21 protein-coding genes are annotated in these 21000 nt (G+C 39.4%); 9 read left to right on the top strand and 12 right to left on the bottom strand.

Translation table 11 applies throughout. The features are described from left to right. Window positions 1-3 precede the first annotated feature (3 nt). Window positions 4-960, bottom strand: coding sequence for an acetyl-CoA carboxylase carboxyltransferase subunit alpha (locus J4N25_RS10535; protein WP_207422165.1), 957 nt, complete (start codon window positions 958-960; stop codon window positions 4-6). Window positions 961-1119: 159 nt separating this feature from the next. Then, entirely contained in the window at window positions 1120-1524 is a 405-nt protein-coding gene (locus J4N25_RS10530) for a response regulator (protein ID WP_207422164.1), read from the bottom strand. Between the two features lie 240 nt (window positions 1525-1764). On the opposite strand from J4N25_RS10530, the gene J4N25_RS10525 reads away from it, so the two are divergent. Both J4N25_RS10525 and J4N25_RS10520 read left to right on the top strand, forming a co-directional pair. Further along, window positions 1765-2367 carry a GDSL-type esterase/lipase family protein gene (locus J4N25_RS10525; protein WP_207422163.1) on the top strand — a complete coding sequence of 201 codons (603 nt, stop codon included), beginning with the start codon at window positions 1765-1767 and terminating at the stop codon, window positions 2365-2367. 35 nt (window positions 2368-2402) lie between these two features. Next, the gene (locus J4N25_RS10520) at window positions 2403-3128 is read left to right on the top strand and encodes an esterase family protein (RefSeq protein ID WP_242695866.1); all 726 of its coding nucleotides are present in this window, start codon (window positions 2403-2405) and stop codon (window positions 3126-3128) included. Between the two features lie 898 nt (window positions 3129-4026). Here J4N25_RS10520 and J4N25_RS10515 read toward each other — a convergent pair. Further along, window positions 4027-4566, bottom strand: coding sequence for a sigma-70 family RNA polymerase sigma factor (locus J4N25_RS10515; protein WP_207422162.1), 540 nt, complete (start codon window positions 4564-4566; stop codon window positions 4027-4029). A 166-nt stretch (window positions 4567-4732) separates the two neighbouring features. Continuing rightward, the gene (gene murB / locus J4N25_RS10510; RefSeq protein WP_207422161.1) at window positions 4733-5749 is read right to left on the bottom strand and encodes a UDP-N-acetylmuramate dehydrogenase; all 1017 of its coding nucleotides are present in this window, start codon (window positions 5747-5749) and stop codon (window positions 4733-4735) included. Between the two features lie 96 nt (window positions 5750-5845). Here murB and J4N25_RS10505 point away from each other — a divergent pair, with 96 nt between their 5' ends. The 5 genes from J4N25_RS10505 (at window position 5846) to J4N25_RS10485 (ending at window position 12860) form a co-directional block, all read left to right on the top strand. Then, window positions 5846-6430, top strand: a complete 585-nt coding sequence (locus tag J4N25_RS10505; RefSeq protein WP_207422160.1) for a TetR/AcrR family transcriptional regulator — start codon at window positions 5846-5848, stop codon at window positions 6428-6430. 169 nt (window positions 6431-6599) lie between these two features. Beyond that, entirely contained in the window at window positions 6600-7208 is a 609-nt protein-coding gene (locus J4N25_RS10500) for a TetR/AcrR family transcriptional regulator (RefSeq protein ID WP_207422159.1), read from the top strand. A 14-nt stretch (window positions 7209-7222) separates the two neighbouring features. Continuing rightward, on the top strand, window positions 7223-8587 hold the full coding sequence (locus J4N25_RS10495) for a TolC family protein (protein WP_207422158.1): 1365 nt from the start codon (window positions 7223-7225) through the stop codon (window positions 8585-8587). Window positions 8588-8594: 7 nt separating this feature from the next. After that, window positions 8595-9659 (top strand): efflux RND transporter periplasmic adaptor subunit, encoded by a 1065-nt coding sequence (locus tag J4N25_RS10490; protein WP_207422157.1) that lies wholly within the window; start codon window positions 8595-8597, stop codon window positions 9657-9659. Window positions 9660-9683: 24 nt separating this feature from the next. After that, window positions 9684-12860 carry an efflux RND transporter permease subunit gene (locus J4N25_RS10485; RefSeq protein WP_207422156.1) on the top strand — a complete coding sequence of 1059 codons (3177 nt, stop codon included), beginning with the start codon at window positions 9684-9686 and terminating at the stop codon, window positions 12858-12860. 88 nt (window positions 12861-12948) lie between these two features. Here J4N25_RS10485 and J4N25_RS10480 read toward each other — a convergent pair whose 3' ends face one another. The 3 genes from J4N25_RS10480 to J4N25_RS10470 all read right to left on the bottom strand — a co-directional run bounded on the left by J4N25_RS10480 (window position 12949) and on the right by J4N25_RS10470 (window position 16959). Next, window positions 12949-13968: an acyltransferase gene (locus J4N25_RS10480; RefSeq protein ID WP_207422155.1), complete on the bottom strand. Its 1020-nt coding sequence runs from the start codon at window positions 13966-13968 to the stop codon at window positions 12949-12951. Between the two features lie 364 nt (window positions 13969-14332). Beyond that, on the bottom strand, window positions 14333-15736 hold the full coding sequence (gene lpdA / locus J4N25_RS10475) for a dihydrolipoyl dehydrogenase (RefSeq protein ID WP_207422154.1): 1404 nt from the start codon (window positions 15734-15736) through the stop codon (window positions 14333-14335). Between the two features lie 62 nt (window positions 15737-15798). Next, a complete protein-coding gene (locus tag J4N25_RS10470) occupies window positions 15799-16959 on the bottom strand; it encodes a GNAT family N-acetyltransferase (protein ID WP_207422153.1) in 1161 nt (386 codons plus the stop codon). Window positions 16960-17100: 141 nt separating this feature from the next. Here J4N25_RS10470 and J4N25_RS10465 point away from each other — a divergent pair, with 141 nt between their 5' ends. Then, window positions 17101-18711: a M1 family metallopeptidase gene (locus J4N25_RS10465; RefSeq protein WP_242695865.1), complete on the top strand. Its 1611-nt coding sequence runs from the start codon at window positions 17101-17103 to the stop codon at window positions 18709-18711. Between the two features lie 93 nt (window positions 18712-18804). Next, a complete protein-coding gene (locus tag J4N25_RS10460) occupies window positions 18805-19380 on the top strand; it encodes an alpha-ketoglutarate-dependent dioxygenase AlkB (RefSeq protein ID WP_207422151.1) in 576 nt (191 codons plus the stop codon). Between the two features lie 98 nt (window positions 19381-19478). On the opposite strand, the gene J4N25_RS27135 is transcribed toward J4N25_RS10460, so the two are convergent. The 5 genes from J4N25_RS27135 to J4N25_RS10435 form a co-directional block, all read right to left on the bottom strand. Next, window positions 19479-19655, bottom strand: a complete 177-nt coding sequence (locus J4N25_RS27135; protein WP_207422150.1) for a GIY-YIG nuclease family protein — start codon at window positions 19653-19655, stop codon at window positions 19479-19481. 95 nt (window positions 19656-19750) lie between these two features. Then, complete coding sequence (locus J4N25_RS10450; RefSeq protein ID WP_207422149.1) at window positions 19751-20002, bottom strand: GIY-YIG nuclease family protein; 252 nt, start codon at window positions 20000-20002, stop codon at window positions 19751-19753. Between the two features lie 96 nt (window positions 20003-20098). Further along, a complete protein-coding gene (locus J4N25_RS10445) occupies window positions 20099-20383 on the bottom strand; it encodes a GIY-YIG nuclease family protein (RefSeq protein ID WP_242695864.1) in 285 nt (94 codons plus the stop codon). 63 nt (window positions 20384-20446) lie between these two features. Next, window positions 20447-20731 (bottom strand): GIY-YIG nuclease family protein, encoded by a 285-nt coding sequence (locus tag J4N25_RS10440; RefSeq protein WP_242695863.1) that lies wholly within the window; start codon window positions 20729-20731, stop codon window positions 20447-20449. A 63-nt stretch (window positions 20732-20794) separates the two neighbouring features. Continuing rightward, on the bottom strand, window positions 20795-21000 hold a 206-nt coding region (locus J4N25_RS10435), incomplete at its 5' end, for a GIY-YIG nuclease family protein (RefSeq protein WP_207422148.1).

Genomic DNA, 21000 nt, shown 5'->3' with positions numbered 1-21000 from the left:
AATCTACTGCTCCACAACCACTCCCATAGAGCAGAACTTCTCGATCCTCTGATTAATTAATACATCTACCTCTTTTTGTTTTAATGTATTGAGATCCTCAAGAATACGCGTTTTTATAGTAGCAGCCATCGCCTCCGGATCCTGGTGTGCTCCACCTATCGGTTCGGGAATAATACCATCAACCAAGCCATTTTTGTGCATGTCTTCAGCAGTAAGCTTCAATACTTCGGCCGCCCTTTCTTTATAGTCCCAACTTCTCCAGAGAATTGAAGAGCAAGATTCAGGTGAAATTACCGAGTACCACGTATGCTCAAGCATATAAACCTTATCGCCTACACCTATTCCTAAAGCTCCCCCAGATGCCCCCTCTCCTACCACAAAGCAAACAATTGGCACTTTCAGCACCGACATTTCCAGAAGGTTCCTTGCGATGGCTTCTCCCTGCCCGCGTTCTTCTGCTTCCAGGCCGGGGTAAGCGCCAGGTGTATCAATAAAAGTTACTACGGGCTTATTGAATTTTTCAGCAAGCTTCATTAATCGCAAAGCCTTTCTATAACCTTCAGGATTGGCCATACCGAAGTTACGATATTGACGAAGCTTTGTATTCGTTCCCTTTTGGTGCCCTATTACCATTACAGTTTGACCGTTAATGGTTGCAAAACCTCCAACTATCGCCTTGTCATCTTTGACAGTCCGGTCTCCGTGAAGCTCTATAAAGTCATCACAAATTAGTTCAATATACTGTAGAGTATATGGCCTTTCAGGGTGGCGAGATATCTGCACTTGCTGCCAACCGCTCAGGTTGGAGTAAATATTCTTTTTAGCTTCCTCAAGCTTTGCATCAAGCTCAGCAAGAGTAGCAGACATATCTACTTTTGTTTTCTCCGCAACCTGTTTAACTTTCTCTATCTGATGCTGCAAGTCAGCAATAGGTTTCTCAAAATCAAAGGATGTTTTCATTTGCTATTTGTAACAAAATTGGGCTAAGGTAGGAATTTAAATGCTTTTCCAGAAGAATAACGTTCTATACAGCCCTGCGTCCTCTCTTCAATGTCAATCGAAATAAAAGCTAAATCAATTGAAATGACAGAGTAGCGAATAAGTTTCAGCAAAATTCGATCAGGCCCTATTCTTTATACTGCTGCTAACAACAGAATTTAATATGGCTGGAGACAAAGGCTTTGAGTAAAAACCTCTTACAGCCGAATAAAGCTGAGACCGGGCTTCGTCATTTGGATCAATAGAAGAAGTAACTATAAAAACAGGGATATCCTTAGCAACGAGTGCTCTCAAGTTATCGAACATCTCTAAAAAATCCCAACCATTAACTTCAGGCATATTAAGATCCAAAAGAATCATGTCAGGCATAGTATTAGTGCCATAGTAAGCGTCCACTAAGTCTATCAACGCGCTTTTAGGATCAGTATAGCATTTATAATCATCAAAAAAATTATAATGCTTCATTAATGTTTTGGCTAAATGGTGATGCGTGGGATCGTCATCAATAAGTATAACTCGGGGCATTCTCTATAATTGTGTATTCAAATATAGGAAAATAAATGATGTTACAACATTTGTTAATAATTTCGCAACAATTACTATCCTGTAAATCAGTACTATTTAGGTTATTCTGCACTAATTAATTACTTAAAAAATACGTTTTTAATGAGTAAGCTCATGAATTAGGATTTACATTAAACAATCACTTAATTATTTTCTTAATTATTTTAGCTTTCACTTATTTTAGAAACTTTTAAAGTTTATATGTTTTGGTACGAAGACGAGGTTAAGAGATTAGAAAGAGAAAGAAGTTCTCTTACCTTTTCTCCGCGAACTGCTTTCTATGGCAGTTCTTCAATCAGGTTATGGCCTCATTTAAAAGATGACTTTCCTGAATTATCACCAGTCAATCTGGGCTTTGGCGGCTCCACTTTAGCAGCTTGCGTATGGTATTTCGAAAGGATATTTACCGCCTACGACCTGGAGCTTATTATATTATATGCCGGAGACAACGATCTGGGTGATGGCAGGCATCCTGAAGAAGTTTTTATCTGTTTCAAACAACTCGTGGCGCAAATAAAAGATAAGTATGGCGCTATTCCTGTATTTTTTGTTTCCATAAAACCTAGTGTTAGTAGAAGAAACATAACGAATCAGATAAAATATACTAACCATATTATTCAAAAGGAAATATTAAAGCACTCCTCGCTGCACTATATTGACATATATCAGGAAATGCTGGACGAGAAGGGAGAGCCAAATACTAACTTCTTCCAACCGGATGGCTTGCACCTTAATGAAAAAGGCTATTCGCTTTGGAAGAATGTCATATCACTGAATGTTAATTATTTCTTCAACCTCATTTAACCTGGTTTTTGCAAAAAAACCAGATATTTCTAAAAATGCATAGGGAGTATCATAAGTGGCATAGTCCTAGTCTCGATCGGGAAATGGAATTATTGATTTTCGGACATGCTGGTATTCCTGTACTTTTTTTCCCTACCAGGTGCGCTCGTTTTTACGACTACGAAAACTGGCAAGTTTTGGAGGGAGCCAAGGGGAAAATTAATGATGGAATTTATCGTTTTATCTGCCTTGACAGTGTAGACGTAGAAAGCTTTTATTGCTATTGGTGCAGGCCAGAGTCAAGAATACAGAGGCACTTACTATATGAAAAATACATTATAGATGAAGTAATGCCATTAGTGAATAGAGGGGACAATAGCTCTTTTATCTCTGCTGGTTGTAGTATGGGCGCCTTTCACGCTGTTAACATAGCGTTTAAGTATCCACATTTATTCCGCAAAGTAGTGGGAATGAGTGGGCGCTATGATCTGTGTTACGAGATCGGGAATTTTAAGAATCTTTTTGAAGGATACTGGGACGAAAACATTTATTTTAATATGCCCTCACAATATATTGCTAATCTTGATGATAAGGAATTAATTAATCGCTTGCAGCAGTTAGAAATAGTTTTAGCGATGGGAAAAGAAGATTTGTTTTTAGAGAACAATCTTCTTCTTAGTTCTCTTATGGCTGAGAAGGAAATAGGGCATTCGCTTTATTTGTGGGAAGGCGAAGCCCATAAACCTAGGCACTGGCGACAAATGCTAGGCCTTTATTTCTAATAACATTTTAGACAATGTTTGAAGTGGCTCCTTCCAAAACTTCCCTGCATTTGATTTGAAGTTCGGGACTCGCATTCGAGAATTGTAACATCAAATGAGCCGTCCATAAATTACAATAATACTTCTCCTCGTTCAAATAATGTAAAAACAAATCCTCCTTCTTATTATCGGGGATATTTTTAAATATTGAGACAAGAGACTTGTATCCTTCAGAAGTGCGGCTGTTTGAATCCAAGGGATGGATTCCCAAGAAAAAAGCTTCTTTACAGGTGTAAAGAAAAGAATCATTTCTTTGTACGTACATAACTAAAATTGCTGTACACAAAAGTATTGAGAGTAATATTAAGAGAATATTAATTCGTTTTATTCATTTTGTGCGACAATTTTTGAAATCAATATTACATCAAATCAATAGAAAAAAGGCGAATTCTCTAAACAGCAGCCACTCTGTTTTAAGAATTATCAATAAAACAACGAAATCAATCAAAGAATACTAATAGTACTTTTATGATATGTAACTTTTTTGCGAATATCAAAAAAAGACCTATCTTTAAGACATACTAACTAACCAATTATACCGCATTACCCTCGCATGTTGCGAGGGTTTTTTTATTCCAATAGATCTTCCAATCTAATGCCTTTTATTTAAACCCAGTTCCTAAATCTAAAAGCCTTTGGTTTTTGAACCCTCAAAACAGATAAAGTACTTCTGTCTTACTTTGCTCATTTTAAGGAAGTATGTCAAAAATTTCAACTTCTAAGCTACAGTTCGAGCGAAGTACGTGTAGATTGCATTTACAAATCTGGTCTATACTAAACAAGATTCCGAAAACAAAAAAAGAGCGTCAGGCTGGCACCTGTACGCTCTTAAGTATGATGAGTTTAGAAAAGGGGCTATTTAGTCAAGCTCGGCATATACTGGCTTTCTTAAGCCGTTATCATATGGTTTTAAGCTCTTTTTAAGAAGCTTACGAGCTACGTGAATCCTTGTTTTTACTGTACCAATAGGTATTGCCAAATGATCTGCTATCTCATGATATTTGAATCCTTCGAAATACATACTAAAGGGAACAAAATATTCTTCAGGAAGTTTGCCTAAAGCTAATTTTATATCATCCATTATAAATTTAGACTCTCCTTGATTTTTTGTTGAACTGAAAACCAAGTTTGCAGAAGAAATTTCATCGGATTTAGTCACGAAAGAACTGATCTTTACGAAGCGGCGATAGTTGTTTATGAAAGTGTTCTTCATAATTGTATACAACCAACCTTTAAGATTTGTACCTTCTTTAAATTTATTATAATAAGTAATGGCTTTTAAAAGAGTATCCTGAACTAAGTCGTTTGCGTCATCCGCATCGTGAGTAAAATGTAAAGCATACATTCTTAACGAACTTGCCTGGCGCATCACCATGGTGTTGAATTCTATCTTAGTCATACTTTGAGGTCTTAAGGGTGATTGTTAATAATTTATCTTAAGCAGAATGTTTTTTCTTTTAAACAAACTTGCCATGAATATTACAACAACTGTGCTAAACCTCCGGATATTTACAAATGAATCTTTGCCAGAAGCAAGAATTAACAGAAATTTAAAACAATTTACATTAAATTATATTCACTTCACGCTCTAAAACAACTCCAAATTTCTCTTTAACGTCGGATATAATTTCTTCAGAAACATTGTAAACATCTACTCCTGAGGCGTTTCCATGATTCACGAGGACTAAAGCCTGGTTTTTCCAGGTTCCAGTTTCACCAATTTTTTTTCCTTTCCAGCCACATTGTTCAATTAACCATCCAGCAGCCAATTTCACTGTATGGTTTGGTAGACAGTAGTGGACAGTGTCTGGAAAAACAGACTGTATCTGCTTAAAGGTGTCCTTAGAAACGACAGGATTTTTGAAGAAGCTACCTGCATTACCTATTGTAGAAGGATCAGGTAATTTGCTAACTCTTATGTCAGAGACTACTTTAGATATGTCCTTTATAGTAGGAGCAGCGATCTCCCGCTTTTGCAATTCAGTAGCAATTGCTCCATAAGTTATATTTAAAGCAGGCTGAAATGATAATTTATAGGTAACCGCAGTAATGAGAACTTTCCCATTTAATTCTCTTTTAAATATGCTGTCACGATAATCGAACTTGCAATCATTATTAGTGAAAGACACTATTTCGCCTGTTTCTATCATGTAGGCTTTACAACTAAAAAATACGTCTTTCAACTCTACTCCGTATGCTCCAATATTTTGCACTGGAGATGCCCCCACAGACCCTGGTATCAAACTAAGGTTTTCCATTCCTGCGAAGCCTCGCTCCACACAGTAGTTAACAAGGTCATTCCATACTTCCCCCCCCCCTGCAGTTACATAGATATCATCGCCATCTATAACCTGCGTAATACCTTTTATATTCATTCTGATCACTAAACCAGGAAAGTCCCGGGTAAACAACAGATTACTTCCTCCTCCTACTATTAATCGTTCAGTCCGTTTCCAACGTTGATCAGAGAATAGCTCGACTAAATCATCTTCTGAGTTAATTTCTACAAACCAGCGCGCTTTAGCTTCTACTCCGAACGTATTAAGCATTTTAAGAGAAATATTTTCGAGAACTTGAGGCATAAAAATGATTTTTTACAATTGCGAAGGTCGCAGTTTAATTTGATTTATGGTTACAGCTTCAATATAATCCTAACATAATTGCTATTTTTGGTTCGCATGGAAAATCAGGATAGAAAAAGAGAAGTAATAATTGAAGCTGCTATTAAACGGTTCGCACACTTCGGTTTAGCTAAAACCACAATGACAGAAATCGCGTCCGACTTGTCATTATCAAAAGCTCTTCTCTATTACTACTTCCCTGATAAAATCAACCTTTATGCTGCAGTACTCGACCATCTGGTTAAACATATAGGCGAAGAAATCCGACTTGGGTTAACGCCTATTAATAATAGTGTTGAAGCATTAAACTTCTATCTTACCCAAAGACATCAGTTCTTGAAAAAGTATGCAAACGTATTTGAGTCGGTAAGAACTACAGAAATCCCGCAACAGCTAATAGAGGTTTTGGAAAAAGCAAAACAAACAGAAATCGAACAGATTTCCTTAGCAGTCCAAAAACAACAAGAGCTTTCGATAGATGCAACTGAAGCTGCAGGTCTTCTTTTCGATGCTTTTATCGGAATGAGAATTCCGGTTTTCCATAGCAAAAAAACATTTCAACTTGACCCAGAAATTTTCGAGTCTCTACTAGAACGGCAGAAAAAACTAGGTGAGATCTTTTTGAAGGGCTTGAGCTTATAAGTTGCTTTTTTCATAACCTTTCTCTACCTCCCCCTCTCCGTCATTATCTTGTAATCTTCATTTCCCTTCCTATTTAAAAATGCAAAACTCTTGCAAAGCATTTCGCATGTCTGTATATTTGACTAATTAATTCAGAAAGTCAAAAGGTTAATTAGTAGAAAGGTTAAAGGTGATAGAGACAGCGGATAAAAAACGTGAGCAGATAATCGAGAAAGCACTGACAAGGTTTGCTCATTTTGGAATTAACAAAACGACAATGAATGAAATAGCAGAGGACTTGTCTATTTCAAAACCTTCTTTGTACTACTATTTTCCTGATAAAATCAGTTTAGCAGTTGCTGTTGCCGGAAAAATATTTGAGGAGTTTTTTCAAAGGCTAGACGTCATTAAGGAAAATGCCAGCACTACAAGGGATGCCTTGTTTGCGCTTATTGAGTTACGTAAAGAATATCTCGAGAAATATTATATGCTTCATCTCACCGAATCAACAAGTGAGTTTAATATTAATAACGAGCCTTTCAGAAACTTAATGAGTGAAAGCAGGGAGAAAGAAAAAAACTCTATACAGGATGTCTTTACAAAAGACCAATCACTTAGCAAACTTCCTTCTGAGCCCATAGCCGAGTTGTACCTCGACTCATTAATGGGGCTGGGCATGTGCCTTATGGCAAAACAAACAAAGCAATTAATTCCTGAAAGCAAGGGATTAGAGGAAGTCATTTCAAAGCAAAAAGCACTAACGGAAATATTTCTTGATGGACTCTCAAATAGAAAATGATAAAGAGGATTACAATGAGAACGATAATAAATAAATGGAGTAAAATAATGGTTGTCCTTGCATCGATCCTTAGTATAGGAGCAGCCAGCGCTCAACCAGTAGACCTTACGTTGAAGGACGCCTTAAATTTTGCACTTCAAAACAATTCGGCAGTAAAAAAAGCACGACTTGACGCAGAGGGCGGACGATACAGAACAGATGAAATCAGAGCACAAGCTCTGCCGCAAATTAGTGGAAGTGCAGGATTGACAGACAATTTAATAATACAAAGAAATGCTATTCCTAACATTTTCCAGGGAAAACCAGATGAAACGATCTTGGTTGCCTTTGGTCAGAAATGGAATGCGAATGCCGCTTTACAGTTCAGTCAACAGCTTTTTAATCAGTCAGTATTTACAGGACTACGCGCAGCCAAAACTGGAGAAGCTTTCTATAATTTAAATGCGGAAATAAGTGAAGAAACGCTGTTGCAAAATGTTACTTCTGCTTATTACCAAATACTAATTACCCGTGAAAACCTTGCTGTAATAGATAGCAATATAAATTCATTGGGACGAGTTGAAAAAACAGTAGCAACTCAATATAAGAATGGCTTGGCAAGAAAAATTGACCTGGACAGGGTTAGGGTTAATCTTACTAATTTGAAAAACCAGCGTCAGCAAGTTAAAAACGCGGTAACGCTGGCAGAAAATGCACTGAAATACAATATAGGCATGCCTATCGCTGCCCGGATTAACATTCCAGCTGCTGCATTATCTCAAATTAAAACAGATGCCAGCTTAGTTTCAACTTCTTTGAATTTAACTCAGCTGAAAGAATATCAACTAGCGAAGAAACAGGAGGAACTACTAGGCTATCAGAAGAAGGCTTACCAGGCAGAATATTTCCCATCTCTGTCCTTAACAAGCAGCTACCTCTATAATGGAATCAGCAACAAGTTTGATTTCTTCAAGGGAAATTCAAGCGTTAAATGGGTTGATGCAGCGACGGTAGGGCTAAGCTTACGAATTCCAATCTTCGATGGAAATGCCCGTAAATCGCGCGTAAAGCAAGCGGAAGTTGACATTCAACAAGCTAAAGAGGATACTAAAAACGCAGAAAATGCTTTAAACCTGGCCTTTGAGAACGCGAAACTTCAAATTGAAAACAGTATTAACACTATCAACTCGCAGCAAGAGAACGTGAACCTTGCGGAGGAGGTTTTGAAAAGCACCCAAAACAACTATAAAAACGGTCTGGCAACGTTAACAGACCTGCTTGATGCTGAAAATTCACTAACAGAAGCAAAGAATAGCTACAATCAGGCACTATTGAATTATCGCCTGGCAGAGGTACAATTAATCAAGTCGAACGGAAATATAAAATCATTATTGAACTAATATAAAGATGAAGAAGAAGGGTATAATAACAGTTTTGTCAGTAGTTGTTGTCTTATTTCTGATTGGATGGGTACTACAAAACAACAAGAAAAAGAACGCGGAAACTACAGCAGTAGTAGCTTCGGGTAACTCTGGTGCAGTTACTGTTAAAACAGAAAAAGTAACCAAAACAGATATCGACCTTGACTTTAGTTCAAACGGAACTTTCTTAGCCAACCAAGACTTAACGCTTTCTGCCGAAAACTCAGGAAGAGTAACCAGAGTATTGGTTGATGAAGGTGCACGAGTAAGTAAAGGACAAATAGTCGCAAGAATAGATAATGAACTTTTGAGTGTGGATGTTGAAACGGCTCAGGCTAGTTATCAAAATGCTTTGCGTGATCTTGAGCGCTATGAAAGTTCATTCAAAACAGGCGGTGTTACTCAACAACAACTGGATAACGCAAGACTAAACGTGCGTACATTACAGGCAAGGGTTCAGGCTGCGGCAAGAAAATCAAGTGATGCCAATATCAAAGCACCTATTTCAGGCATCGTTAATAAGCGCTTCATCGAACAAGGTTCTTACGTAAATCCGGGAGCTCAGTTGTTCGAGATCGTTGATGTAAACAAGCTAAAATTAAAAGTTACAGCAAATGAGGGGCAGGTAGTGAACCTAAAGCTGGGAGACAGAGTGATGATAAAGTCATCCGTGTTTCCTCAAAGCTCCTTTAGTGGAAAAGTGAGCTTCATAGCACCTAAAGCTGATAACAGTTTAAATTTCCCTGTGGAGGTTGAAGTAAGCAATACCGCTGGCGGACAGCTTAAAGCAGGAATGTATGGTACAGCAGTGTTTGACTTCCCGCAGCAAGCACCGGCACTTACTGTTCCAAGGACTGCTTTTATAGGTAGCGTTAACAGTAACAAGGTATTTGTACTAAACGAAAATAAAGCTGAAGAGCGAAATGTAACCGCCGGAAGAATTCTAGGCGAACGTGTTGAGATCCTTGAGGGATTAAAGGACGGAGAAACGGTAATTACCAGTGGACAAATCAACCTGGTAAATGGTACCGAAGTGCAGGCAGTAAAGTAATCCTACATCTCAAATCTAATAAAGATGAAAATAGCTGAAATATCAATAAAGCGACCAACAATTGTTGTAGTACTATTCACAGTACTCTCCTTGCTTGGTTTCATAAGCTACAAATCGCTGAACTACGAGATGCTTCCTAAATTCTCGCCATCAGTGGTATCTGTAGTAACTATATATCCCGGTGCCTCTCCCAGTGAGGTAGAGAATACCGTGACAAAAAAGGTGGAAGACGCTGTTTCTTCCATGGAAAACATTAAAAAGATACAGTCAACGTCTTACGAAAGTATGTCCCTGGTTAGTATCCAGTTGAAAACCGGGACCAATGTAGACGTTGCATTGAATGATGCTCAAAGAAAGGTTAACTCTATCCTGTCGCAGTTACCTGATGATGTAGAAGCTCCTTCTTTGAATAAGTTCTCATTGGATGATCTTCCAATTATCACCATGTCTGCGACAGCAAACATGGATGACGCACAGTTCTACGACCTGGTTAAAAACAGACTTGTTCCCAGTCTTTCAAGGGTAGAAGGAGTGGCACAGGTAAATATTATTGGGGGCCGCGAGCGTGAAATACAAGTGAACATGGATGAAAATAAGCTGGAAGCCTACGGTCTCTCCCTTTTATCGGTTCAGCAAGCTATTCAGACTTCTAACCTTGACTTCCCTACCGGTAGCATCCGTACGCAGAACCGTGATATCCTGGTTCGTCTTTCTGGTAAATATGCGAGTGTTGCCGAACTACAAAGCCTGGTAGTATCCGATAAAAACGGTATTCAGGTAAGATTAGGTGACATTGCCGAGGTTCGTGATACTCAGAAAGATGTTGAGAAACTTGCCAGGGTAGACCGCAAGGCGGCTATTGCGCTACAAATTGTTAAGCAAAGCGATGCAAACGCGGTGAAAGTAAGTGAGGGTGTTAAGGCTAATATCGCGACACTAACCGGAGAATACAAGACCATTAATCTTGATCTTACTATCGCCAATGATAGCTCAGTATATACTCTTGAATCTGCAGATGCCGTAATTCATGACTTATTCCTGGCTGTGATCCTTGTGGCATTTGTAATGCTGTTCTTCTTACACAGCTTACGTAATGCGGCGATCGTGATGGTATCCATACCTGCCTCATTAATTGCAACCTTTATTGGAATCAAGATGCTCGGATATACTCTTAACCTGATGTCTCTATTAGGACTATCACTGGTTGTAGGTATCCTGGTAGATGATGCCATCGTGGTTCTTGAGAACATTTACCGCCATATGGAAATGGGCAAGAACAGGGTGAGGGCCGCTTTCGATGCTACAAAAGAGATTGGCTTCACCGTTACCTCTATTACTTTAGTAATTGTCGTGGTGTTCTTCCCTATTGCTATCAGTACAGGTCTCGTTTCCGATATCCTTCGGCAGTTCTGTATGGTAGTTATTATAGCCACCCTACTAAGCTTGCTGACCTCCTTTACTATCGTTCCTTTACTTTCTTCAAGATTTGGGAAGTTGGAACACATTAAAGGAAAGAATTTCTTCGAACGCTTGATCCTCGCATTTGAGAGAAAGCTTGATCAGTTCACAGCTTGGATAACTAATATCCTTCAATGGTCATTGGGCCACAAGAAGACCGTAGTTGGAGGTACATTACTCCTACTCTTCGCTTCATTCGCCTTACTTGGCGGTGGATTTATCGGAGCAGAGTTCTTCCCGAAGAGTGACCGTGGGCAGTTCATCGTGCAAATAGAGCTTCCAAAAGATGCTTCTATAGAGCAGACAAACTTAATGACATCCAAGGCTGAACAGATATTAAACTCTAAGCCAGAAATAACTCGCTTAATTACTCTTGTTGGTCAATCGAGCGACGGTTCTGGAGCACAACAAGCACCTGCCTACTCTTCAGAGATCACCGTACAGTTGGTTGAAAGAAAAGACCGTATAGATCGTGCAGATGTCTACGCAGCGAAAATTAAAAAGGAACTTGCAGCACAGCTAGTTGGAGCTAAAGTTAAGACAACTCCTGTAAGTATTCTTGGCATGGCAGAACGTGCGCCTATAGAAGTTATAGTAAGGGGGAGCGAACTCGACAGCGTAATGGCCTTCTCCAATGTAGTTAAAGACAAACTGGCTAAGATCCCTGGAACAACCGAATTGAAACTTTCTGTTGAAGGTGGTAATCCAGAGGTAAAGGTACAGGTGGACCGTGATAAAATGTCGGCACTTGGCTTAAACCTTCAGACCGTTGGTGCTACTATGCAAACAGCTTTTAACGGTAATACAAATAGTAAGTTCCGCCAGGGAGAATACGAATATGATATAAATATCCGTCTCGACGATTTCAACCGTAAAAGCATTGACGACGTCCGTAATCTGACTTTTATTAATAGTTCAGGTATGAAGATTAAGCTCGACCAATTTGCTACTGTTTCCGAAGGGTCTGGACCGTCAAGGTTAGAACGTCAGGACAAAACAACTAAAGTATCTGTACAAGCCCAGGTAGTTGGTCGTCCTTCAGGTACAATATTCACTGAACTGGATAATCAGATTAAAGATCTTCCTCGTCCAGCCTCCGTGAATTACATTTTCGGTGGTGACATGGAGAACCAGTCCGAAGGCTTTGGAACACTTGGTGTTGCATTAGTAATGTCGATCGTTCTGGTATACCTAATCATGGTAGCCCTTTATAATAACTATGTGCATCCCTTCGTGGTGTTGTTCTCAATACCATTGTCAATAATTGGGGCACTACTAGCCCTGGCATTAACTAACAACTCGCTTAACATCTTTACCATTCTAGGTCTGATCATGTTAATCGGTCTTGTTGCGAAAAACGCGATCATCCTGGTGGACTTTACAAACCAGCAGATTGCAGAAGGAAAATCAGTTCGTGAAGCACTGATTAATGCGAACCATGCTCGTCTTCGTCCAATCTTAATGACCACCATTGCCATGGTAATAGGTATGCTCCCGATTGCAATTGCAAAGGGCGCAGGAGCCGAATGGAAGAACGGTTTGGCCTGGGTAATTATAGGGGGACTTGTTAGTTCCTTGTTCCTAACCCTCATCGTTGTACCAGTAGTTTATGAAGCTTTTGACAAAATCATCAAGCGATTTACAAAAAATAAAAAGCATGAAGATATAGAAGCCCTTATGACTGAGCCCTATACAGACGAGATTCTGGATGAGGAGTACGAAGCTATGGAGCTTCAAAAATAACCCCTTACGGGGCTAATTGAGGTGAGCAAAGGGGGATTCCGAAAGGAGTCCCCCTTTCTAGTTTGAACCGCTTCTTATAGATGAATTTCTATCCCGAAATATATTTTCCGCCGGGCACCTTGCTGATAAGAAAAACAATCAAGCCAGATAGGGCCAGACAGGCTAAAGTTGTAAGCGGAATACCAACAGCTGGATGAACATAAAAACAATTAAGTCCAGCTTTAGTCAATTCACCTAACACTAAAACATGTATTAAATAGATGCCGAAACTGTAACGACAGAGAAAGGACCGCACACTTTCCGGAACTACTGTTTTAAACTTAAAATCACCCACCAGCATAAAAACACCTACCGCAATAAGGAAAACATTGGGAGTCAGGAAACCATAAAATAAAGTATCCAGACTACCTTTATCATCTGAATAGAGAAAAGTGCCGGCTACAGTTATAGTAATTCCAACAAGAATCAATATTATGGAATATACCCGCCTCCATTTATTCGAAAATTTAAAAAGCGACAAATAATATCCTAAAATCAGGTACCCCAGAAAACCTGAAAAGTAAGAGAGATCAAAATTGGGCTTATGCTTGAAAAGAAGAGGATGACTTACAACCATCGTCCCTATCCATATTAGAAGAAAATAACTAATCTCCTTTTTCGTACTTGCTCTTATCCATCTTCCTATCACCGGAATAAAAAGATACAGACCAACTATCATATAAATATACCATAAATGGTAGGCAGCCCCGTGGGCTAATTTACTCCAGATGAAAGGGAAAAAACTAAGGTGCAAAGAGGGTTTCCTTATAAGATCAAGTCCAGTATAAATGAGGCTATAAAAAATAAAAGGAAGCAATACTCTTATAACTCTCTTTTTTAAAAATTCTCTTATAGGATATTCTCGTCCAAGTAGCAAAGCCCCTGAGAGCATAACAAAAACAGGAACGCAGAAACGAACGGAACTGTCTATGATATTAGCCGCATGCCAAAGTTCAGACGAAATTTTGCCATATTGATATAAAATCGGAGATGTAACATGAAGAAGCACCATACTAATAGTTGCAATAATTCGGAGATTATCTGGCCATGTATGTTTTGCAATCTTCATCGTTCAAAAAGCAATTTTTAATAATATAATTGACCTACCTAAACCACTCGAGACTACTTAAGCCTCTTTTATACCGGTATCCTAATTAGGCTTCAAAATTAATTATAATAAGCTTCAGAAATTGCTACTATAAAATACGCTTTTCTGACTGCCTTAAAAAATCCTTTCATTGGCAGCTTTATTAAACGAATAAGGGCTTGATCGGGTGAGGATGATAGCGAAAAAACACCCGCTTTAAAAAATATAAATAAAATAGGCTTGATGAATATAGACCAGTGGTCTGCCTTTTACCTCCAGTTAGAAGCATATAAAATAGCAAAGGCTCCATTCTAGGAGCCTTTGCTATTTTATATGCTATCCTTTGTTAAATGTGAACAGCACGATTATCGGTAGCAGCTAAAGCAGCTTCCTTAAATGCTTCTGTAAATGTTGGGTGAGCGTGGCATATACGACCAATATCCTCTGCAGATGCACGGAACTCCATTGCAACTACTGCTTCAGCAATCATATCCGCAGCACGAGGACCAATCATATGAACGCCTAAAAGCTCATCTGTCTGAGCATCAGCTAAAACTTTTACCAGGCCATCAATGTCCATACTTGCACGGGCACGACCACTTGCTTTGAATGGAAATGAACCTACCTTGTATTTTTTACCTTGCTCTTTCAATTGTTCTTCGGTAAAACCTACACTGGCCACTTCTGGCCAGGTGTAAACTACTCCCGGAATCAGGTTATAGTTGATATGTGGCTTCTGTCCCGCAATTGTTTCAGCAACATAAACACCTTCTTCTTCAGCCTTGTGCGCCAACATCGCCCCGCGAATAACGTCCCCAATCGCATATATCCCTTTTACAGACGTTTCAAGATGATCATTTACGGGGATTTTCTTTCCGCGCTCTTCTAATTGAATTCCGATCTTATCCAGACCTAATCCTTCAGTGTATGCCGTACGGCCAACAGCTACAATACAGTAATCTCCTTCAATACTTACTTTTTCTCCTTTAGAACTATCTGCTGTTACAACTACTTTATCGCCTTCCACAGTTGCTCCGGTAACCTTATGACTTAACTTGAAATCGAAACCAAGTTTAGCCAATGATTTCTGAAGCTCTTTGCTCATTGTTTTATCCATAGTTGCAATAATGCCATCCATGAATTCAACCACAGTTACCTTAGCACCCAGGCGGGCATATACTGATCCTAACTCAAGGCCGATCACTCCACCACCAATAACGATCAGATGCTTAGGCACTTCCTGAAGATTTAAAGCTTCGGTAGAAGTAATGATACGTTTTTTATCAATAGGTAAGAATGGCAAAGCTGTCGGTTTTGAACCCGTAGCAACGATAACGTTTTTAGTTGTGATCGTTTCTTCTCCCCCTTCTGCCTTTGCGACTTTGATGGTGTTTTTATCTACAAAAGATCCTAAACCCTGATAAGTAGTTATTTTGTTTTTCTTCATCAGGAAAGTAATTCCTGCTGTAGTTTGCTCTACCACTTCATTTTTACGTTGGATCATCTGAGGAAGATCAACGCTTAAATTCTCAAGGTTGATACCATGTGTTTTGAATGTATGAGATGCATTATAATAATGCTCCGATGAGTCAAGAAGCGCTTTTGAAGGAATACAACCAACGTTAAGGCATGTTCCACCAAGAGTACTATATTTTTCTACGATAGCTGTTTTAAGTCCTAACTGTGCGCAACGGATTGCGGCTACATATCCGCCTGGTCCGCCACCTATAACTGTTACGTCGTATTGCATGAATTGTATTTGTTGGTTGCCCAAAGTTAAACGAATATTAGCTTTAAGGAAAAATAAATGAATTATATCAAAGGATGTCGATTGAACTCTTTACCTCTATCAAACAGATAGCGGTAAGTGTGATGAGTTTTATAAATTTTGGCCCCAATTTGTTCGGCCACTTGCATCATTCTTGGATTAAAATCACCAATCCAGTTCATTTGAATATCTGAATAGTTTGTTTTTCTTGAAATTTCATGAGCGGCAGAAACAATTAATGCAACCTCAATACCCTTCCGCTGATATTCTGGTATAATTCCAAACACCAGACCGAACATTGTCTTAGAATTTCCTCTCCATTTATTATAGAGTAAACGCAGTTTTCCGAAGGTGTCTAATTTCCCTCCAACGTACTTCACAAACAGTTCGTTTAACTCAGGCAGGCTGATAAAAAATCCGATCGGATCATTTTTATAATAAGCAAACCATATAATCTGTTCATCGATCACAGGCTTTAAACTATACACTAGATTTTTAGCCTGTTCTAAACTCATTTCCTCCGTTCCCTGGTGGTTCACCCATGCTTTGTTGTACACCTCTTGAAAATCACCTGCAAACTTGTCGAGCTTATCCATTTTAAAGTGCTGAAATTGATAGTCCTTATTTCGACACACCCTTTCTGATACCGCCAGCAATGCCGGTTTTAGAGGTTCTCGAACCTTACGATGGTAGGTATATTGTTTAAAGTAAAGTTTAAAGCCATAGTATTCGAACAGATCTTTATAATAAGGGGGATTATAATTACTGCAATAGCATGGGGAGTAGAACCCGTCGACAAGGAGCCCCCACCATCTCTCCCGGCTGCCAAAGTTTATCGGCCCTTCCATTACTTCTGCCCCTTGCTCCAGCAGCCAGCCCTTTGCCACTTCAAATAGAAGATTTGCCGCTGAATGACTATTAATGCACTCGAAAAAACCCATCCCCCCAACTTTTTCGAATTCCACTCCGAAAGTTAGCGGATTAATAAAGGCAGCTATACGTCCAATGAATTTCCCATTCACATCCTGCAGTAGCCAGCGCCTGCATTTACCTTCCCTTAATAATTGATTCTTTTCAGGATCAAAAACCCTTTCGATATCCTCATCAAGCGGTCGTATATATTTTTTATCATTTTGGTAAATAAACAAAGGGAGTTCTAAAAACTTCCTCTGTTGTTCATTTGTCTGAACTTCAATTAACTTCATCAGCAAGAGAAATATTCATAAGTAGTCCTTGTCTCGGGACTATAGTTGAGCATATTATTTTAATATTATTGATATTAGCAGAATATTGGTGTGGCCAAGATGATAAAAAGATTATCAGTTTTAATAGTTTTCTTGATTTCAATGTGTAACGCCTTCTCTCAAACGCAAAGTGGCGAAGAAGGTTTTACCAGGGCTGATACGCTTAGAGGAATGCTGTCTAACTTGAGAGCGTGCTATGATATCGCTTACTATCATCTTGATATAAGAGTAGATGTCGACAATCGCTCAATATCAGGGTCTAATCTATTTAAATTTACTGCCACGAAAGACTTAAACAAACTACAGTTTGACCTTTTTGATAACTTTGAGATCGAGAAAATCGAATATAAAAACCAAACCTTGAACTATACTACAGAATACGACGCAGTCTTTGTAGAATTTCCTGAGGTCATTCGGCGGGGAATGCAAGCGGAGTTCATTGTCTATTATTCGGGCAGCCCTGTCATTGCAAGAAAAGCACCCTGGGACGGTGGCTTCATCTTTACCGAAGATAGTAATAGGGCTCCTTGGATAGCTGTCGCTTGCCAGGGATTAGGCGCAAGTTCTTGGTGGCCTAATAAAGATCACCAATCAGATGAAGTGGACAGCATGCTCATAAGTGTTACCGTTCCAAGAGGCTTACAGAATATCAGCAACGGAACCCTGAGATCCAAAGAAGTGCAGCCGGACGGGTCCACTAAATTCAACTGGTTCGTCTCCTACCCGATAAACAACTATAACGTAACACTAAACATTGGCGATTTCGAACACTTTTCAGATGACTTTACCGGAGAAAATGGACGCCTTCCCTTAGATTATTATGTATTGAGAGAAAATCTTCAGAAAGCAAAAGAGCATTTCACGGATGTTAAACCTATGCTAAGTTGTTTTGAAAACTGGTTCGGACCCTATCCTTTTTATCGAGACGGGTACAAACTTATAGAAGCTCCTTATCTCGGCATGGAGCATCAATCGGCCGTCGCATATGGGAATAAGTACCAAAAAGGTTATGCGGGTACAGATCTATCAGGCACGGGCTGGGGACTAAAATGGGATTATCTGATCATACATGAATCAGGACATGAATGGTTTGGTAACAATATTACATCCAAAGATATTGCTGATATGTGGATCCATGAAGCTTTTACAACGTACTCGGAAAGTTTATTTATCGAGTGCAACTGGGGGAAAGAGGCAGCTATCCAATACCTGAGGGGTGAAAGGAAAAATATCAGGAATGACAAGCCTGTCATTGGTCCGTACAACGTGAATAAAGAGGGCTCGGGCGACATGTACTTTAAGGGAGCAAACCTCCTGCACACTGTTAGAACAATAATTGGGAATGATAGCTTGTGGAAAAGTATTTTGAGAGGCCTTAATAAAGAGTATGGATTAAAAACTGTAACTACAAACGATATCATAACCTATATTAACAGGCACGCTAAAAAAGATCTTACTAGTGTTTTTATTCAATATCTAAACCATACAGCCATACCTGAGCTTCAAATTAACCGGAGAAGCAATGGCTCTATCTCGTATAAGTGGAAAGCTGATATCGCCACTTTTAATATGCCGGTAAGGATCATGTTGCCTGGAGATAAAAAATGGAGACAAATCTATCCCACGACCGCGTTGAAGACATTAAAGAGCAGTGGGCTTGGAAATATCAAAGTAGATACAGATAATTTTTACATCACTACAGTTGTAAAATAACACAACCTCCTTCCTTCAACAAGAATACTGTCTCACGTCCAACATAAGTACTATCAAATTGTATTTCTAAATGAAGGTACTTTATCCTCCTCTATGAATACTTTATTTCCCTTGCAGCCAATATATCCTTCTGGTTTTAGATATGTACCAAACTTTATCAGTAAGGAAGAGGAAGACACGCTTCTTAGCTTAGTATCGGCATTGGAGCTTCACACTTTTAAATTTCAGGGCTATAAGGCAAAACGTAAAGTAGTTAGTTACGGCTGCGACTGGAGCTTTGAAACAAGAACATTATCAAAAGGAAAAAACATCCCAGCTGATTTTAATGGCATTATTGAAAAAGTAGCTTCTTTTATTCCATTGGACTCTAAAGAAATTGAAGAGCTACTGGTCACCGAGTATCCTGATGGCTCAGTCATTAACTGGCACCGTGATGCCCCTCCCTTTGATATCATCGCAGGCATATCCCTGCTTACCGACTGCAAATTCCGATTCCGTCCATATGAAAAATCCGAGCAAACGCGGTCATCTATAATCTCCATCCCTCTACAGCGAAGGTCTCTCTATATCATAGAAGGAGAAGCAAGAATTGACTGGGAACATAGTATTGCACCTGTTACGACGAAAAGATTTTCTATCACTCTGAGAACGTTAAGAGGAAGCTTATAAAAAGAAGTATGTTTTGGGAGAAAGCCAAAACAGCATAAAATAAAAAAAGCCGCATTTCATAATCCGACTCTTCCACGCCTTAATTTGCTTCTCTCGCTTTAGCGCATCTTCTTTCCTTTCATACTTTTCCATAAAAGCAACCTCCCAATCCGACGGACGCCAGTAAAACCTTTATGCTTGGTATTGTGCTTCCTTAAACGCTCAGGCAAGTTAGAGGTACTACCGATATAATACTTGTTTAAGGAGGAAGAATAAAGAATGTATACGATATACATATCCGGATAAGGCTAAAATAAAAAAACCGCATTTCTGCAGCTTTTGTGGGAGATACTGGGTTCGAACCAGTGACCCTCCCGATTCAATCGGGATGCTATGAACCAGCTGAGCTAATCAGTCTTTCGATCATAATCCGACTCTTCCACACCTTAATTTGCTTCTCTCGCTTTAGCGCATCTTCTTTCCTTTCATACTTCTCCATAAAAGCAACCTCCCAATCCGACGGACCGCCAGTAAAACCTTTATGCTTGGTATTGTGCTTCCTTAAACGCTCAGGCAAGTTAGAGGTACTACCGATATAATACTTGTTTAAGGAGGAGGAATAAAGAATGTATACGATATACATATCCGGATAAGGCTAAAATAAAAAAAGCCGCATTTCTGCAGCTTTTGTGGGAGATACTGGGTTCGAACCAGTGACCCTCCCGATGCAATCGGGATGCTATGAACCAGCTGAGCTAATCAGTCTTTCGATCATAATCCGACTCTTCCACGCCTTAATTTGCTTCTCTCGCTTTAGCGCATCTTCTTTCCTTTCATACTTTTCCATAAAAGCAACCTCCCAATCCGACGGACCGCCAGTAAAACCTTTATGCTTGGTATTGTGCTTCCTTAAACGCTCGGGCAAGTTAGAGGTACTACCGATATAATACTTGTTTAAGGAGGAGGAATAAAGAATGTATACGATATACATATCCGGATAAGGCCAAAATAAAAAAAGCCGCATTTCTGCAGCTTTTGTGGGAGATACTGGGTTCCAACCAGTGACTCTCCCGATGCAATCGGGATGCTATGAACCAGCTGAGCTAATCAGTCTTTCGATCATAATCCGACTCTTCCACGCCTTAATTTGCTTCTCTCGCTTTAGGGCATCTTCTTTCCTTTCATACTTCTCCATAAAAGCAACCTCCCAATCCGACGGACCGCCAGTAAAACCTTTATGCTTGGTATTGTGCTTCCTTAAACGCTCAGGCAAGTTAGAGGTACTACCGATATAATACTTGTTTAAGGAGGAGGAATAAAGAATGTATGCGATATACATATCCGGATAAGGCCAAAATAAAAAAAGCCGCATTTCTGCAGCTTTTGTGGGAGATACTGGATTCCAACCAGTGACTCTCCCGATGCAATCGGGATGCTATGAACCAGCTGAGCTAATCAGTCTTTCGATCATAATCCGACTCTTCCACGCCTTAATTTGCTTCTCTCGCTTTAGGGCATCTTCTTTCCTTTCATACTTCTCCATAAAAGCAACCTCCCAATCCGACGGACCGCCAGTAAAACCTTTATGCTTGGTATTGTGCTTCCTTAAACGCTCAGGCAAGTTAGAGGTACTACCGATAT

It is taken from the genome of Desertivirga brevis (assembly GCF_017355835.1).
Note: the sequence above shows the minus strand (reverse complement) of the source record. Positions and strands in the feature narration are given on the sequence as shown.

What these genes read in the sequence shown, in the direction of transcription:
- J4N25_RS10535 (WP_207422165.1), bottom strand. Translation starts at nt 960, where the DNA reads ATGAAAACATCCTTTGATTTTGAGAAACCTATTGCTGACTTGCAGCAT.
- J4N25_RS10530 (WP_207422164.1), bottom strand. Translation starts at nt 1,524, where the DNA reads ATGCCCCGAGTTATACTTATTGATGACGATCCCACGCATCACCATTTA.
- J4N25_RS10525 (WP_207422163.1), top strand. Translation starts at nt 1,765, where the DNA reads ATGTTTTGGTACGAAGACGAGGTTAAGAGATTAGAAAGAGAAAGAAGT.
- J4N25_RS10520 (WP_242695866.1), top strand. Translation starts at nt 2,403, where the DNA reads ATGCATAGGGAGTATCATAAGTGGCATAGTCCTAGTCTCGATCGGGAA.
- J4N25_RS10515 (WP_207422162.1), bottom strand. Translation starts at nt 4,566, where the DNA reads ATGACTAAGATAGAATTCAACACCATGGTGATGCGCCAGGCAAGTTCG.
- murB (WP_207422161.1), bottom strand. Translation starts at nt 5,749, where the DNA reads ATGCCTCAAGTTCTCGAAAATATTTCTCTTAAAATGCTTAATACGTTC.
- J4N25_RS10505 (WP_207422160.1), top strand. Translation starts at nt 5,846, where the DNA reads ATGGAAAATCAGGATAGAAAAAGAGAAGTAATAATTGAAGCTGCTATT.
- J4N25_RS10495 (WP_207422158.1), top strand. Translation starts at nt 7,223, where the DNA reads ATGAGAACGATAATAAATAAATGGAGTAAAATAATGGTTGTCCTTGCA.
- J4N25_RS10490 (WP_207422157.1), top strand. Translation starts at nt 8,595, where the DNA reads ATGAAGAAGAAGGGTATAATAACAGTTTTGTCAGTAGTTGTTGTCTTA.
- J4N25_RS10485 (WP_207422156.1), top strand. Translation starts at nt 9,684, where the DNA reads ATGAAAATAGCTGAAATATCAATAAAGCGACCAACAATTGTTGTAGTA.
- J4N25_RS10480 (WP_207422155.1), bottom strand. Translation starts at nt 13,968, where the DNA reads ATGAAGATTGCAAAACATACATGGCCAGATAATCTCCGAATTATTGCA.
- lpdA (WP_207422154.1), bottom strand. Translation starts at nt 15,736, where the DNA reads ATGCAATACGACGTAACAGTTATAGGTGGCGGACCAGGCGGATATGTA.
- J4N25_RS10470 (WP_207422153.1), bottom strand. Translation starts at nt 16,959, where the DNA reads ATGAAGTTAATTGAAGTTCAGACAAATGAACAACAGAGGAAGTTTTTA.
- J4N25_RS10465 (WP_242695865.1), top strand. Translation starts at nt 17,101, where the DNA reads ATGTGTAACGCCTTCTCTCAAACGCAAAGTGGCGAAGAAGGTTTTACC.
- J4N25_RS10460 (WP_207422151.1), top strand. Translation starts at nt 18,805, where the DNA reads ATGAATACTTTATTTCCCTTGCAGCCAATATATCCTTCTGGTTTTAGA.
- J4N25_RS27135 (WP_207422150.1), bottom strand. Translation starts at nt 19,655, where the DNA reads ATGTATATCGTATACATTCTTTATTCTTCCTCCTTAAACAAGTATTAT.
- J4N25_RS10450 (WP_207422149.1), bottom strand. Translation starts at nt 20,002, where the DNA reads ATGTATATCGTATACATTCTTTATTCCTCCTCCTTAAACAAGTATTAT.
- J4N25_RS10445 (WP_242695864.1), bottom strand. Translation starts at nt 20,383, where the DNA reads ATGCGGCTTTTTTTATTTTGGCCTTATCCGGATATGTATATCGTATAC.
- J4N25_RS10440 (WP_242695863.1), bottom strand. Translation starts at nt 20,731, where the DNA reads ATGCGGCTTTTTTTATTTTGGCCTTATCCGGATATGTATATCGCATAC.